This window comes from Acidobacteriota bacterium, assembly GCA_040754075.1.
In the GTDB taxonomy this organism is placed as follows: Bacteria; Acidobacteriota; Blastocatellia; order UBA7656; family UBA7656; genus JBFMDH01.
Genome location: JBFMDH010000029.1, coordinates 1 through 15105, shown reverse-complemented (window position 1 = coordinate 15105; position 15105 = coordinate 1). Strand labels below are relative to the sequence as shown.

General features: G+C 48.1%; 13 protein-coding genes. 9 read left to right on the top strand and 4 right to left on the bottom strand.

What is annotated here, in order from left to right:
* The first annotated feature begins 7 nt into the window (after positions 1 to 7).
* From AB1757_24290 to AB1757_24265, 6 genes are all read left to right on the top strand, one after another.
* Entirely contained in the window at positions 8 to 385 is a 378-nt protein-coding gene (locus AB1757_24290) for a hypothetical protein (protein ID MEW6130178.1), read from the top strand.
* Between the two features lie 364 nt (positions 386 to 749).
* Positions 750 to 3548 (top strand): outer membrane beta-barrel protein, encoded by a 2799-nt coding sequence (locus AB1757_24285; protein ID MEW6130177.1) that lies wholly within the window; start codon positions 750 to 752, stop codon positions 3546 to 3548.
* Positions 3549 to 3652: 104 nt separating this feature from the next.
* Complete coding sequence (locus AB1757_24280) at positions 3653 to 4930, top strand: hypothetical protein (GenBank protein MEW6130176.1); 1278 nt, start codon at positions 3653 to 3655, stop codon at positions 4928 to 4930.
* Entirely contained in the window at positions 4912 to 5613 is a 702-nt protein-coding gene (locus tag AB1757_24275) for a hypothetical protein (GenBank protein MEW6130175.1), read from the top strand. Before AB1757_24280 ends, AB1757_24275 begins: the two co-directional genes overlap by 19 nt.
* A 162-nt stretch (positions 5614 to 5775) precedes the next feature.
* Complete coding sequence (locus AB1757_24270; GenBank protein ID MEW6130174.1) at positions 5776 to 6210, top strand: helix-turn-helix domain-containing protein; 435 nt, start codon at positions 5776 to 5778, stop codon at positions 6208 to 6210.
* 172 nt (positions 6211 to 6382) lie between these two features.
* Positions 6383 to 6694, top strand: coding sequence for a hypothetical protein (locus tag AB1757_24265; GenBank protein ID MEW6130173.1), 312 nt, complete (start codon positions 6383 to 6385; stop codon positions 6692 to 6694).
* 58 nt (positions 6695 to 6752) lie between these two features.
* Here AB1757_24265 and AB1757_24260 read toward each other — a convergent pair whose 3' ends face one another.
* From AB1757_24260 to AB1757_24245, 4 genes are all read right to left on the bottom strand, one after another.
* Positions 6753 to 7844 carry an ABC transporter permease gene (locus AB1757_24260; GenBank protein ID MEW6130172.1) on the bottom strand — a complete coding sequence of 364 codons (1092 nt, stop codon included), beginning with the start codon at positions 7842 to 7844 and terminating at the stop codon, positions 6753 to 6755.
* Positions 7844 to 8455: a hypothetical protein gene (locus AB1757_24255; protein MEW6130171.1), complete on the bottom strand. Its 612-nt coding sequence runs from the start codon at positions 8453 to 8455 to the stop codon at positions 7844 to 7846. Before AB1757_24255 ends, AB1757_24260 begins: the two co-directional genes overlap by 1 nt.
* A 77-nt stretch (positions 8456 to 8532) precedes the next feature.
* The gene (locus AB1757_24250) at positions 8533 to 9840 is read right to left on the bottom strand and encodes a glycosyltransferase (protein ID MEW6130170.1); all 1308 of its coding nucleotides are present in this window, start codon (positions 9838 to 9840) and stop codon (positions 8533 to 8535) included.
* Positions 9756 to 10886: a hypothetical protein gene (locus AB1757_24245; protein MEW6130169.1), complete on the bottom strand. Its 1131-nt coding sequence runs from the start codon at positions 10884 to 10886 to the stop codon at positions 9756 to 9758. Before AB1757_24245 ends, AB1757_24250 begins: the two co-directional genes overlap by 85 nt.
* 394 nt (positions 10887 to 11280) lie before the next feature.
* Between AB1757_24245 and AB1757_24240 the strand changes: the two genes are divergently transcribed.
* From AB1757_24240 to AB1757_24230, 3 genes are all read left to right on the top strand, one after another.
* A complete protein-coding gene (locus tag AB1757_24240; GenBank protein MEW6130168.1) occupies positions 11281 to 12894 on the top strand; it encodes a choice-of-anchor I family protein in 1614 nt (537 codons plus the stop codon).
* Positions 12895 to 12937: 43 nt separating this feature from the next.
* Positions 12938 to 13207 carry a hypothetical protein gene (locus AB1757_24235; protein ID MEW6130167.1) on the top strand — a complete coding sequence of 90 codons (270 nt, stop codon included), beginning with the start codon at positions 12938 to 12940 and terminating at the stop codon, positions 13205 to 13207.
* Between the two features lie 582 nt (positions 13208 to 13789).
* Positions 13790 to 15010, top strand: a complete 1221-nt coding sequence (locus tag AB1757_24230) for an SIR2 family protein (protein ID MEW6130166.1) — start codon at positions 13790 to 13792, stop codon at positions 15008 to 15010.
* Positions 15011 to 15105: the final 95 nt, after the last annotated feature.

The following is a 15105-nucleotide window of genomic DNA, read 5'->3' as shown; positions in this document are numbered from 1 at the left end:
TAGCCATTTGAAAACCTTAAAAGAATATGCCCTTGCTGCCTGGACGAAAGCGCAAACCAAAGAACAGCGTGCCGAGTTCAAGAAACGAAAGCGCCAGGCGCAGAAAATCGAAAACGCGCTGAAAAAATTATTGCCGAAAGATTCGGTGTCCTATCAACTCGAACATAATCTCGAAGACCAGGATTTTACGGTTGTGGTCACTGCAACTGATGCAAGCGGCTCATTGAAATTCACCCATAACGCCGAAGGCGAATTGGCGCTTGTCGGCAAATGTCCGAATACCGATAAAGAAGTTCTCAGCCAGGCGATTGAAAGCGCCGCTGATTTAGGTCGATTGCTCGAACATTTTGAACCTCACAACCACAGCGATTGCGAATCCGTTTAATGGACTTGCGCCATCAATGAATTTTTAACCTGAAGGTGTTTCATCACCTTCCGATAGGTTTGCCGCCTGAAATGCAGGCGGTTTACAAGGCGCAAGCCAACATCCTCACGGCAGCCGCATATAATTTACGCGAGCCGTTTCATTTTTAATGTTTCCTCCCGGTAATCCTTAGCCACCTGTTTTACAAATAATTTACTTTCCGTTTACCTAAAGTTTATCTTGGTTTCACAGCACCGTAACATCCTTCTGATAGAGTCACTGCTTCACAAACCACGCTTGATTTACATCGCAATATAGCCGGTTTTTTAACGCTTTCGCATTCGGCGTCAGTTCAGCAAATCAGCGTGAATATTAAGGAGAACAAATGCTGCTGAAATCCAAAATGCCCCAGGTGGCTATCGGTATTTTATTAACCATTTCGTGCGTATTTCCCCATTATGGTTTTACCCAACAAACAAAAAGAGGAAAAATCAGCGGGTTTATTTTAAATCAGGCGAATAGCAGTCCGCTTATCAAAGCCACTATCGAAATTATTGGCAAAGGCATCACCGCGCAAACCGGTATCGAAGGCGATTACACACTGGAAGTTGAGCCGGGAACTTACGACTTGAAAATTTCGCGAGAAGGCTTTGTCGGCAGCACGCTGGAAGGGGTTGTGGTTACGGCTGGCGAGACCACTCCGATTGATGGGGTGTTGCAGGCGGTTGGCGCAGGCGAACAAATTACCGTCACGGCGGGAAACAGCAATGATGTTGCAGATATTATTCAGGAACGTAAATCCAATTCGATGGTTTCGGAAGTCATCTCGGCGCGCGAAATCAGCAAAGATACGTCATCGAATGCCGCAGGCGTTTTGCAACGGGTGACCGGGGTTTCGCTGGTCGAACGCTTTGTTTTTGTGCGCGGACTCGGCGAACGTTACAGCAATACTTCATTAAACGATGCCTTACTGCCAACTACTGAACCTGACCGTAAAGTCGTGCCAATGGATTTGATTCCTGCCAATCTTTTGCAGAATGTCAAAATCCTGAAGACCTTCACGCCAGACCAACCCGGCGAATTTTCCGGCGGGTTGGTGCGCCTTGAAACCATCGATTTTCCCAAAGCCGCGTCGCTTTCCATTAAGTTCACATCGGGTTTTAATACCCGAACCCATGACCGTGATTTTCTCTCTTATCCCGGCACCGGCGGCGCAAGAAATTTCTTTGGTTTTGGCAGAGGCGCGCGGTCGCTGCCTTCGACTATCCCTGCAAACGAGCGCGTATTCAGAGGCAATGATTTCATTCCGGGTGGGTTTACGCCCGAACAACTGGAAACCATCGGCGAATCGTTTAATAACATTTTTACACCGACCACGAGCGATGCCCGACCGACCTTTGGATGGAGCGCGTCGGGCGGCGCAACCTTTGGCAGGTTCGGTTTCGTCAGCGCCTTCAGTTTTAAAAACGAGCCGCAAACTTTGAGTGAAATTCGCAATTATTATGTGCTGGGCGAAGGCGGACGCATCGTTCCGAACGCCAACTATGATTACGATTCCAGCGAATTCGTGGCGCGATTGGGAATGACCGTGAACGCCAGCTATGAACTCACCAAGAACAACAAACTATTCTTTAAAAATTTTCTGACCAATCAGGCGACCGACGAAGCGCGCATCTTCGAGGGTTTCTATCTTGATCGCGGCTCGGTCATTCGCAATCAACGATTGCGTTATATCGAAGAGCGCATTTACACCGGGCAGGTTTCGGGCAATCATCTGGTCAACTGGCTCGGCGACAGCGTCTTTACCTGGCGCTATACCTATTCGCGCGCCACCCTCGATGAACCGGATTTACGCGAATCGCTTTATGAATTCAGCGAAACCCAAAACGATTTCATCTATTTCGCGCAAACTCAAAGTCTCTTCCACCTGTTCAACAAAATGCGCGAAAACGTCCGCGAACCGGCATTCGATCTGGCGAAATATTTCTTTTTCGGCAGCGCTTCGCTGAATACCAAACTGGGCGCGAGTTACATCAATCGTGATCGTTCATTCGATTCCCGGCGGTTTCGTTTTCTGCCGCGCGGCAATATTTTAACCACCCTCAATACCAGTCTTCCGCCTGAACAATTGCTTACGCCGGAAAATATCAAGGGAACGAATGGCTTTGAAATCCGCGAAGAAACCCGCACCACAGACCATTACGACGCCCTGCATAATATTTATGCGGGCTATCTGATGGCGGATTATACGTTGAAAAACTGGCGTTTTATCGGCGGCGCAAGAGTTGAAAAATCCGAACAGCGCGTCAACACCTTTGAACCTTATCGCCCGGAAGTGGTGCCGATTGCCGCTGACCTGGATAACACCGATGTCTTACCGAGCGCCGGGCTGGTTTATACCTTCCGTAACGGCACCATGAATCTGCGCGGCGGGTTCAGTCGCACGGTGGCGCGTCCGCAATTTCGCGAGTTGAGTCCATTTGAATTTACCGATGTGACCGGCGGACGTTCGGCAGTTGGCAACCCGGATGTTAAACGAACGCTGATTTCCAATTTCGACGGTCGTTATGAATGGTATTTCGGCGCGACCGAGTTGCTGGCAATCGGGGTTTTTCACAAACAGCTTGATGACCCGATAGAAGTGGTGGTCGAAGCGACGACCAGTTTGCGCACCTCGTTTCGCAATGCGGAAAAAGCCCGCAACACCGGCGTCGAAATCGAGTTGCGAAAAAATCTCGGCAACTGGTGGGAACGGTTGAAACATTTCTCGGTCAATACCAATTACACCTACGTCAAATCGCGCGTCGATATTGGCGCAGAAAATGTCGGCATTCTCACCAGCGCCAACCGTCCGCTCATCGGGCAGGCAAAAAATATTGTCAACTTCGTGCTTGACCATGAAATACCTAAGTGGGGAATTGAGAGCCGCGCGCTTTTCAACTACACCGGCGAACGCATCACTGAGGTTGGCGCATTCGGGTTGCCGGATACGATTCAAAAAGGCTACCCGAATTTTGATTTGAGTTTCACCAAAGGGTTCGGCGTCGAGCGCCGCTGGCGTGTGGAATTTCAGATTGAAAATCTTTTAGACCGACAACACAACTACCGCGTCGGTAGCGAACTCTTCCGCACCTACCGCAATGGTCGGTCATTCGAGTTTGGCATCGCTTACAAAATCTTTTGACTGAGTTTTCAAGAGACTTGAACAAGGGAATGCGGATTTGCGATTCCGGCGACCTGCCTGCAAGGACAGGAGAACTTTTAAATATAAATTTAAGGAGAATAGACATGATTAGACCATCACTAGGCAAAGCCATGCTTCTGGCAGCAGCTTTCGTCACCGTGCTCGGTTTGAGTTCGACTTCCAGAGCCGCTACGGTGGTTCTCGAAGGTGAAATCAGCGGCAAATTAAAGTTAAAAGCCAAGAACACCTACATTCTGGTTGGCGGTGTGTTCATCAACAACAAACTGGTTGTTAAACCCGGAACGACCATTCTCGGTACAGAAGGTTCTTTCCTGGTCATCCGGCAAGGCGCACAAATTATCGCCGAAGGAACTGCTGATGCTCCCATCGTGTTTAGCAGCGTCAACAAAGAAGGGCAGCGGGCACGTGGTGATTGGGGCGGATTGATTATCAGCGGACGCGCGCCGATTAATGTGCCCGGAGGCACCGCACAAGGCGAAGGCGGCACCGGCGCTTACGGCGGCAACGACCCGGCAGATAACTCCGGCATCATGAAATATGTGCGCATCGAATATGGCGGCTTTGCTATCAGCCCTGACAACGAATTGAATTGTCTTGCCTTTCAAGGTGTGGGCAACGCCGGAGAGTTCGATTTCATTCAATCGGCTTGGGGCGGCGATGATGCTTTCGAGTGGTTTGGCGGCACCGCCAACGCTAAACATCTGGTTGCCACCGGCGCGGATGATGACAATTTTGACTGGACATTCGGTTGGACTGGCAAAGTGCAATTCGGTGTCGTGCAGCAACGTTCCGATACCGGCGATACCGGCATCGAAGCGGACAACAACGAAAATGGTTTTGATTTTCTGCCGCGCGCCGCGCCCAAGTTTGCCAATATCACCCTGGTGGGTTCGCCCGCAACCGGACCCGGCAGCCGTCACGGGATGGTGATTCGCAGAGGAACGGCTGGCGATTTGCGGAACTTCATCGTCACCGGATTTAAAAACGTCGGTCTCGAAGTTCGTGATGCCGCAACTTTCACCCAGTTAAATAATGGCGCATTGTCGTTCAATGGTTTCATTTTCAATTTCAACGGCAACGCGCTGGCTACACCGGCAAACTTCGCGGGACAAACCGCCGATATGTTGAACGCTATGGCGCAGGATCACAAGATTGTTCAACTTGACCCGCAATTGCGTGACCCGTTCAACCTCACGGCACCGGATTTCAGACCCCTGCCAACCTCGCCTGCGCTCAATGCGGCAAACGTGGCTGCCGGTTTTGCCAACGACCCGTTCTTTACGACGGCGAATTATGTAGGCGCTTTTGATGCCACCACAGATTGGACAGCAGGATGGACAAAATGGGTTTACACCCGCTAATCGCAACTCCCATTAACCGTAAGGCTGTCGCTCAACCGACAGCCTGCGGGTTTATCTTTTTATTTTGCCTGGCAATTCTGGTGACGGCTTGCAAGGCGAACCGGGAACCGATGAGCGCGCAGGACAATCTGGCAGTGACCACGAATGTCGAACGCGATAAACAAATTGAAAAAGCCCGCGAAGAGGCGCGCGCCGTTTTAGCGGCGAGAAAGCCTGAACCGGAAACCGTTCCTGCAACGAGTCAATCCGCTAGGCGAATCCTGGCAAACGCCGAGACCAGCCCGGAAGCGCTTTGCCGCAACTTGTTAAACGCGCTTGCCCGCCAAGACCTTGAAGCCCTCAAGGCGATGCGCATCACCAAAGATGAATTCTGTAATTATCTCTTCCCGGAATTGCCGTCGAGCAGGTTGCCCAATGTCACCTGTGATTTTGTCTGGCAACAGGCAACCCTGAAAAGCGATGGCGGTTTTTATAAAATGTATCCCCAACATCAGGGAAAAAAATATGCATTCGTTGCTTTGCGCTTTGCCAAAGGACAAGACACCTATTCAACCTATCGAATTCACAAAGCGTCACTGATAACAGTTCGCGATGAAACCGGAAAACAACAGGAACTGCGACTTTTTGGCTCACTTCTGGAGATGGATGGCAAGTACAAGCTTATCAGTTTCGTAATGGATTGACTGTGATGATCAAGCCCGACCCCATGATGCGGCGACAAATTTTACAGGTCTTGTTGAGCGGCTTACTGGTCGGCGGGTTAATGGTCAGCTTTTGTTGGGTGATTTTGTATTTGCCGGTTTAGCAGACATTCAGGCTTGATGAAAAGGTAGAGGAAAAGATTTATGGCATTGGACACGGCTCTTTCAGGCGAGTTGCTGACTTATAACCGGGTCATCAACAACGCTGAGCTTTACGATGACGGCTGTTTACGGATTGAACACGCGAGTTATTACATTGCCTATAAGGGCAAAGTAATTTCTTTGCCGCGTAAAGAATTTTTGATTGTCTCGCGTCTGGCGAAAAGCGCCGAGCGAACGGTCAAATCAGAAGAGCTATGGCATTACGCCTGGGGAAGCGGTGCCGTCTTTAATGCCCGAAGCCTGCGCGTTCACATTCATCGCTTGCGCAGAGAGCTTGCGCCTTACTGCGTAAAGATTGAAAGCATGATCAATGTCGGGTATCGCTTATCGCTCGAATCCAGAAATGGACACAACGTTTTGACGAGCCTGTTGACCTCGGCAGTTTGCTTATCCGCGATTGCCGGATTTTTCTGCTGACTTCAGATAGCCATTTAAAAAAAGGGCGCGCCGGAAATCATTTTGCAAGTCGCTCTAACGTTGATTCGGAATTGCTTTTTTAAAGTGAAGATTGTGGATTTGCCAATAGTAATTGGCGGTTTCGGAAGTGCAGGGGTAAGGTTCGCGCTCGCGGTATCATTGAGGAAATTTCATGTTCAAGTATAGCTATGGGTTGGAAAAACTCACCCAGGTCATGCGGATTTTAATTATGGATTTGCCGCTCAGTGAACGGCTGATCGATTCGCTCCCTTATTTTACCTTAATCAGTAATCCGCTCGGTGGCCCGCATATTCCCTTTGAGCTAGAGGAAGAATATGACCGTTTGCACGACCTGCTGCTGCACATTAAAAACCACCAACCAACCGATGACGAAATCCAGCACTGCGCCCAACGAATATTCGATTTATATTTGCAGGTCGAAACCGCTTGTACGCTCGACAAAAAAATAAAAGCAGAGTTGTAATGAAGAGGTTGGTGACGAGTTTTGCGGTCATCGCCGAAGCGCTTCATCCGTTGAAGCATCATTCATAACTGAGAGCTTTTACCGGGTCTTGATGCGCAGCCTGTAAGGCAGGATAAAGCGAGCCAAGAATGCCCGAAAGTGTGCCGCAAAGGAAGGCATAGAGATACCAAACGGTTTCAAACTCGATTCTCAGCGGAGTGAATTTTTGAATAAATACCTTGCCTGCGAATGACAAACCGAATCCGACGCCTATACCCAAAAGGCTGATTAACATTGCCTCTTTTTCAACTTCACTGACAATCCAGAATTTCGATGCGCCGAGGCTCTTTAATATGCCAATCAACTTCGTCCGCTCTTTAATGGTCGTGTACATGCCAAGCAGCATCACCAGCGAACTGATAAGCACTGCCAGACTCACCACGACATTTTTGAAAACCCGCAAAGCCGGTGTGCCCCGGGCAAATAAAGCCGGCAAATCTTTGGTTAGCACAAAACTGTAGTCAGGAAATCGCGCTCTGAGGCGCGCTGCCATCCGGTCTTGTTGATTCGGGTCTTGCACTTTAATCAAAATCATTGAACAAAGAAACGGGCGATTTAAATTAGCCTGCATGGTCGAAAGCGGAATCTTGAATCTTCCTAAAGATTCCGGTTCATAAATGCCGACGACTCGAAACGGTTTTCCGAACACCTGCATTTCATCGCTCACCTTCAGGTTGCGGAGTTTTTCTACGGTGCGATCAATCATTATTTCATTGCCGCGTTCGACCGGTTCGCCTTCGACCACCCGCATATCGGAAACTTTGGTGAAGGCTGCATAATTGATTCCTTCGATTAAATCGGTGTCTTGCAGATATTGTCCGACGGGAATCGCCTCGGCGATGCCCTCAAGCGTGCGGATTTCTTCAACCAATGCCAGCGGCAGCGAAAGCGTCGAAGTGGGTTCAAACCCCAATCCTAATTTGCTGTTTGCCGGGCGCATCATCAATTCAGCCGTCACTGCCGAATTGCGCTTGCCTTGCGAATTGACGAATCCGTTGATTAATCCGGCAGTCAACACCATCAAGGTAATGCCGAGCGCGACTCCGGCAGCGGTTAGCGCGGTGCGCATTTTTCGATGACATAAATTAGCCAGAACCAGAGAGTTGTTCATTAGGTAAACGGTTGAGTCGAAGATACCGCAGGCTTTTTAATTCTCTCCAGCCACCAGCGCGCTGTTTTTACCGGCACATAGAAGAGAAAACTGAGAAGCATTCGCGGCAGTTGTCGTAAATCGTTGCTCAAAGGCTGTTGATGTTTCCCGACAAGCAACACGCCGCGCCGCATCACAAAAATATTGAATGCCGCAGAAATCGCTGAAAAGGTGATGGAAGTCAAAATGCTGAGCTTCAGTCTGGGAGTGGCGGCAGCCGTGTGAATCAGCAACTCAAGCAAATGGTTGATGGTTGGCAATAACCCCATGACGGTCAAGGTGGCTGCCCATTCCGGTTTGGCTTTGCGAAACGCCTGAACGATTGCGCCATAGAATCCGGCGGTAATCGGAATGAACGAGGCTTCCACCAGCATCGCGGTACTTGCCAGAGCAAACCCGGCTGATAAATTCGTAATGAAAAAAATTGAGCCACGCAAGATGCAACTCAACAGCGCCGATTTCCAATTCCAACGACGAATTAAAAAATATAAAGGGTGGCGAATCACCCGCGAAAGCACTGTGCCGACACCTGACGAAGCAAACGGAGGTGGCAATTCCTGCTCTGGGGTCATGGTTTAGATTTACCTGTTCAATATCGCAAGGATTCAGCACGCAAAAGAAATTTCGTCAAAGACTGAGTCGCACCATCTCAATTGCGTGCTGAATTGAAATGCGCAGCAACCATTTGCTTCTGCGCTTTTGTGTAACCTCGATGTTGTAAGCACAAGTCATAGGCGTCGTAAACGGTTTCAAAAACTTTATTCCACGATGCGCAACAGGCGAATTGTCTGGCGGCGGCGCTCATCTGTTCGCGCAAATGTGGCGCGGATAGCAGGTGAAGCAAAAAGTTTTTAAACGCCTGTTCTTCACGAGCGATGAAGCCGTTGGTATTTTGATTGACCAGAAATTTGGGTCCTCCTTCCGCAGTGACAATCACCGGCACGCCCGATGCCTGAGCTTCCAGAATCACGTTGCCAAAGGTATCGGTTTTTGAAGGAAAAACGAAGACATCCATATTGGCATAAGCTCTCGATAGCGATTTGCCGTGCAAAATGCCGGTAAACTCGGCAAAGCGTAAATGGTTTTCAAGCCAGGTGCGTTCGCTGCCATCCCCGACAATCACAAAACGAAAATCCCGCTTTCCCGCGTCCAGCAAAGTTTGTTCTAACTCGGCTAAAAAGCGCACATTCTTTTCCGCAGAAAGCCTGCCGACATACCCGATGCGCGTTAATCCATCAGTGATCGTGCGGTGGCGGGGATTGAAAATCTCTGTGTTGACGCCGCGCCGCATTAAATAAGTTGGTCTATCAACCTCTTGTCTGAGCAGGTCAACCAACTCTTCGTTTGGCGCAAACAACAAGCGCCCCAGTCGATAAAATTTGAGAATCGCCTTTAACGAGTTCGCTTCTCCCCAACCGGATAAAGCTTGGCGTCGCCTGATGGGTAAAAACCGGAATAACTTGTCCAACCGTTTACCGGCGTATTCATGGAGATTGGTATGCCAGGAAATCGCTAAGGGAATCCGCAGCAGAAAAGCGATTCGCGCGCCGAGTTGACAGATGTCGCTTGGTCCAGTGATATGAATCAAATCGGCTTGGAAATCGCCGGTGATTTGCCGCGCCAGTTGCAGATGTCGCCACATCAGAAAATCGAATCGCATATCATGTTCGAGACCAAATCCCAGGCGGCTTCTGTTTAAATTCAACGCCGTGATCGAACCCGACCGCTCAACGTCCGTTGAAGTCGCGGCGCGAACACAAAGAAAGGGTAGCTTTTCCTGCCGCGCAAAATCCTCGAATCGGCGACTGGTATGGGCTACGCCGTTGGTTTCGTGATAAGAGTCGGTAAAAAACGCCACACGCGGGTAAGTTCTCAAAATGCCACCTCCTCGCTGCGATTCATCACCAGACGCATTGCCGGTCGCAGGCGTCGGCTGCCCAGAATTCGCATCATCCATAAAGGCAGTTTCACCCAAGCCGGTTCGCCATCTTTCCAGTAATAAGAAAGCGGGCGGTCGCCGCTGTCGCCTTTAATGAAAACCCGCTCCGTCCAATGGCGACGCCCAAGCGGGTGATCGGCGTAATAACGCACAACATCGCTTGCGGCTTCGAGCATTCTCAAATACACATTCTCCTGGTGATGAGCGGTCAGCAAAATTTCACTGTGTTTATCGCGGCGGATTTCATCAACAAATTCATCGAAGTTCAAAGCGTTCGTCAGATTGAGCGTGGTATTGGCGGCACAGCCGTGACGGTCGCCACCGGAAATCACCGGATACCCCCACTGCTCTGCCAGTTTGATGGTTTGCGAGTTTTCCAGTGACGGGCGAAATCCATTAATCTCTAAAGCGTGAATCTGTCGTCCATGTTCGATCAGAAAAGCTTTCATCAAAATGTTGTGGCGCTCTTGCCCGATACATTCGATGTCCCAAAACGGATGATTGAAAACCATGAGCACGGTTGGCAAATCATTGAGCATGGCAAGCAGTTCGCCGAGTCGTTCAGCAAGCGGATTTGCCGTATAATCGGCAAGCGCATTCATGATTTGAGTGGCAAACTCAGGCGGCAAGTTATGAACCCCAAGATGCACATAAGCCTCACCGAAAGGAACCGTCCATTCGAGTGAAACCGGGATGGTTTTGTATTCCTCAAGGGCGTGCAGGCGGGTTGCCGATTCGATGGTATCGTGATCGGTAATTGAAATGAGCGCCCGCGCATCCAGCAGATTTTCGATTTGCTCTTTTTCCAGTTCATAAACCTTTCGCGCTGCCAGAGGCGGCGTCCAATAGGCATCCGCAAAATTCATCGCTTTTCCATTCAGTTGCCGGTAACGCGCGCAAGCAACGCGATAATGGCTTGCGATTAGCGGAATGCGTTCAGCGTAATAGGGAATAAAATCTAAAACTTCTTTTGAATGCTGGGTGTGACAATGAAGCGAAACGCCTGTGCGAAAGCCATTGACCACACCTTTTTCAAGCACACGAATTCTGGAAGGTTTGCTCACCGTTTATCCTCCGCAAAAGTTGATTTAGATTCCTGCGTGATTGCCTGTCGTAAGCCTGAGCATAAACGATGGGTGTTAAATTCAGATGACGGCTTCCTAAATATAAAGAAAAGGTTTGGTGAGCAAAGTGTAACAAAGAGGCATTTCCTGACGGTAGATTGGATTTCTGGTCACCGGTCTTAATTTCTCAGCAGCTAACGCCTGTCATCAACTCATCAATGCGAAATACGCTGCCTTGAATTTTACATGAAGTTAAGACTTTGTTTCTTTCAACGTCACATCGAGTTGATAAAGTCCCGAAACTAATTTTGCACTCGTGTCCGGTAAATCTGCCGGGGTGTCTGACGGCTGATCAACGGCATCAATAAATTTCAATCTTGTAAGGAGATCATTCGTGAAAATTCTACTTGCTCCCAAAGCCCATTTGATTGCACTGCTGATTTTTGCTCTGATTTTATCGTGTTCATTTACCTCCGCTTCGCGACCACGGGATATTTCGATTCAACCCATCGGGTCATATGCCGCAGGCGTATTCAATGCGGGAGGCGCTGAAATCGTCGAACACGACCCACAGACGCAACGCCTGTTTATTGTGAATGGCGCAACTTCGACGATTGATGTCGTTGACATCCACGATCCGTCCTCGCCTTTTTTTGTCTCCTCAATCAACCTTTCGCCATACGGTCGTCAGGCAAACAGCGTCGCCATCCACAAAGGCAAGGTTGCAGTGGCGGTTGAAGCAATCGTCAAGACCGATCCGGGCAAAGTGGTTTTCTTTGATACCAACGGCAATTTTCAGAATGCCGTAAGCGTTGGCGCGCTCCCGGATATGTTGACCTTCACACCGGACGGCAAGAAAGTTTTAGTTGCCAACGAAGGCGAGCCAAATAGTTATAATGTTGCAGGAAGCCTAGACCCGGAAGGCTCCGTGAGTATTATTGACATCAAGCGAGGAATTGGCAGCGTCACGCAAAGCGATGTCGTTACGGCAGGCTTTGGGCAATTTGCGCTTGCCAATCTCGATTCCAGTATCCGCATCTTTGGACCGAATGCCAGCGTCGCTCAGGATTTGGAACCGGAATACATCGCCGTTTCGCATGATTCAAAAACCGCCTGGGTGACGCTTCAAGAGGGCAACGCCATCGGCGTACTCGATATTGAACAGGGCGAATTTTCATCGCTTATCGGGCTTGGATTCAAAGACCACGCAGTTATCGGCAACGCTTTGGATGCCAGTGACCGCGATGGCGCGAGCAATAGCGGGCGCATCAACATTGCCAATTGGCCGGTCTTGGGAATGTATCAACCAGATGCCATCGCGACTTTCAGGTATCGCGGGCAGACCTATTTGATTACCGCCGATGAAGGCGATAGCCGCGATTATCCGGGCTTCAATGAAGAAAGAAGAGTTTCTACCTTGACGCTTGACCCGACGGCTTTTCCAGATGCGGCAACCCTCAAAGGCAATGCGCAACTTGGACGCTTGACCGTCACCGCCGCAAACGGCGATACGGACGGCGATGGCGATTACGATAAATTGTATGTCTTCGGTGGTCGCTCATTTTCAATCAGAAAAACCTCCGGCGAGTTGGTGTTCAATAGCGGCGACCAGTTTGAACAGATTACCGCTCAATCTAACCCCGGCGGGTTTAATTCCAGCAATGACAGCAACAGTTCATTCGATACGCGCAGCGATAACAAAGGACCGGAACCGGAAGGCGTAACTTTAGGCGAACTGTACGGACGCGCCTATGCATTCATCGGGCTGGAGCGCATCGGCGGCATCATGGTTTATGACATAACCGACCCTTACGCGCCGCGCTTCGTACAATACGTCAATAACCGCGATTTCACGGGCAATCCTGCCGCCGGCACCGCGAAAGATTTAGCGCCGGAAGGTTTGATTTTCGTTCCGGCAAGCGATAGCCCGACAAATAAACCGTTGCTGGTCACTGCCAATGAAGTGAGCGGCACGACCACCATCTATGAAATCTCGCGAACCAAATAACCATTGATAAATTACTCGCATCCGGGCAAGCACTCCGGACATTGTGATTGTCCTGATGTGTTTGCCCGTGTTGAAAACCGGCATACGAAAAGCCCTGATGACGAGCGGCGCGAAGGTCAGCATCAGCGCAAAGATGCGGGCAAGAAGCGATGCGGACATTAAAGTAGGCGACACGCTTTGTATCAAACAGGCAGTTTATCTATCAGATGTTGAGCGGCGATTTCGATGTGTTTGTATGAATCAGCGTGAACAATTCGCTATCGGCATACAAACCATTTCAGTTATCTGGGGGCGCGCATCGCGGGTTCTGTGAACGGCAGTTACATCGTCAACAAAGCGGCGCGGTCTTTCACACTTATGACTCGAACAACGGCGCATCTCAGGTTCCGAATGCTGAGAGCGATTGGAGAGAGGCTGGCACCCAAGTCACGAGCGCGGCTGATGTTGAAGTGGGCTTAGGTTGTTATAAAACCGTCGGTGCATCTGCCATTATTACAACGGCTTTTATGTGCGGGATTGGGTTACTTCATAACTGCAATATCATTGCGAGTTTTAGCAGTGATATATATCCATATCCCAAGAAAATTATTATAAAATAACGAACTTCTTCTTTTTATATGATAAGTAAAGACCAGATTATATTTTCTTGCTAAATTAATACTACTTTAATAATCTTCTCCAGCCACTCTAAATCGAAGCTTATGAGATAGGTGCAGATGACTCCTGACGGATTGTTCAAAAAAAGTCCAAAAAACCGGGGTTACATCGGTATCTAACGTCATCTGGTCAGTGTACCAATCTCTTGCGGTCTGATTTAGTTTCATTATCAATAATCAATAGAAGACTTTTGCTTTGGTTTTTTACTTTCCACCTACAAACTTAAAAGGAGTAGTTCATGGATGAATTTTTAATAGATTATATTAAATCAGGTAAGGCTTGGCTATTCATAGGGTCTGGCCCTTCTATTGAAATGGGGTATCCTTCTTGGTCAGAACTTGCCTCCATTGCTATCGACACGGTTAAAATTGAATCAGTAGGAACAAATCATAAGAAAATTGAAGTCCACTTCAAAAAAAATGAATACCCAAAAGTTTTTGAAGAAGCTAAGAAAATCCTTGGAGGTCATCGACTTCTTCAAATTCTTTCAGATAATTTAAAATCAACTTCCTCAAGTGAGATTTATAAATTAATTTCTGAATGGCCTATTGCAGTCTATTTAACTACAAATTACGACGATGAAATTCAACGTCATTTAACCCATATTAATGAAGTCTATATATCCCATTCTAATTCTGAAGACCATATGAAATACCTTTTACCAGATACAAGAGGGATTATTGTTAAACTTCATGGAGATTTAAGATCGGAAAAAGGCTTAATTCTTACAGAATCTCAATATCAAGAGATTTTGCTTAGTCGTGATTGGGAATATTGGCGACAGAAAATGACTCATGTTTTTCATGATAATCGAATAATAATAATCGGACATTCATTAACTGATAATAATATTAAGCATGTTCTTGAAGTTGCTAAAGTGGGCGCAGGAGTAATTCAGCCTATTTGTTGGATTGCTCCCGACCCGACAAATGACCAAATACGTGAATTTCTCGAAAAATATAGAATTAGAGTTATTCCATACGATAATAGAGAAGGCGATCATAAAAATCTCATAAAAGTCATTCGACAAACAAGCTATTTTATTCCACAAAGAGAGTCCATTAGTATTAGTGAACAGATTGCAAAAGTTTCCCAATCTCCTTTGGGCAAGGATGCTGCGGCACCAGGTTTTTTTGTTTTTAATAATTTGGCTAAACAAGATGATTTTGAGGACAAACGCGTAAACATAGTCATTGCTGCCATGCAGGCGGCAGTTAATCAATTGACTGCCCAAGGAACATTCACATTGAAGGATGCCTTCGAGATATCTGGATGGCCATCAGATATGATTATTCCAATTGATTTTTTTAATGAGGTAATGGCTCGTGTTATTGATGAAGAGCTTTTTGAGCCTGTTGGTGATAGATTCAAAGTAGGTAGTAACGCAGAGAAAAATGCGTTAGATAATAAACTCCGTTTCGAGTTATTCAATGGTTCGGACAAAACTAAGCGGCAATAACCGCATAATTTCGTAACGAATCGTATTCAGGATGATTTTTTATCAAACTTGGCTCCAGAGCTAACTTTGAAATAATCATCTCCAGAAACTGTTCA

Bases quoted from the DNA above. Each gene is read 5' to 3' on its own strand.
- AB1757_24255 (MEW6130171.1), bottom strand. From the start codon at position 8,455: ATGACCCCAGAGCAGGAATTGCCACCTCCGTTTGCTTCGTCAGGTGTC.
- AB1757_24285 (MEW6130177.1), top strand. From the start codon at position 750: ATGCTGCTGAAATCCAAAATGCCCCAGGTGGCTATCGGTATTTTATTA.
- AB1757_24260 (MEW6130172.1), bottom strand. From the start codon at position 7,844: ATGAACAACTCTCTGGTTCTGGCTAATTTATGTCATCGAAAAATGCGC.
- AB1757_24275 (MEW6130175.1), top strand. From the start codon at position 4,912: ATGGGTTTACACCCGCTAATCGCAACTCCCATTAACCGTAAGGCTGTC.
- AB1757_24270 (MEW6130174.1), top strand. From the start codon at position 5,776: ATGGCATTGGACACGGCTCTTTCAGGCGAGTTGCTGACTTATAACCGG.
- AB1757_24250 (MEW6130170.1), bottom strand. From the start codon at position 9,840: ATGGATGATGCGAATTCTGGGCAGCCGACGCCTGCGACCGGCAATGCG.
- AB1757_24265 (MEW6130173.1), top strand. From the start codon at position 6,383: ATGTTCAAGTATAGCTATGGGTTGGAAAAACTCACCCAGGTCATGCGG.
- AB1757_24230 (MEW6130166.1), top strand. From the start codon at position 13,790: ATGGATGAATTTTTAATAGATTATATTAAATCAGGTAAGGCTTGGCTA.
- AB1757_24280 (MEW6130176.1), top strand. From the start codon at position 3,653: ATGATTAGACCATCACTAGGCAAAGCCATGCTTCTGGCAGCAGCTTTC.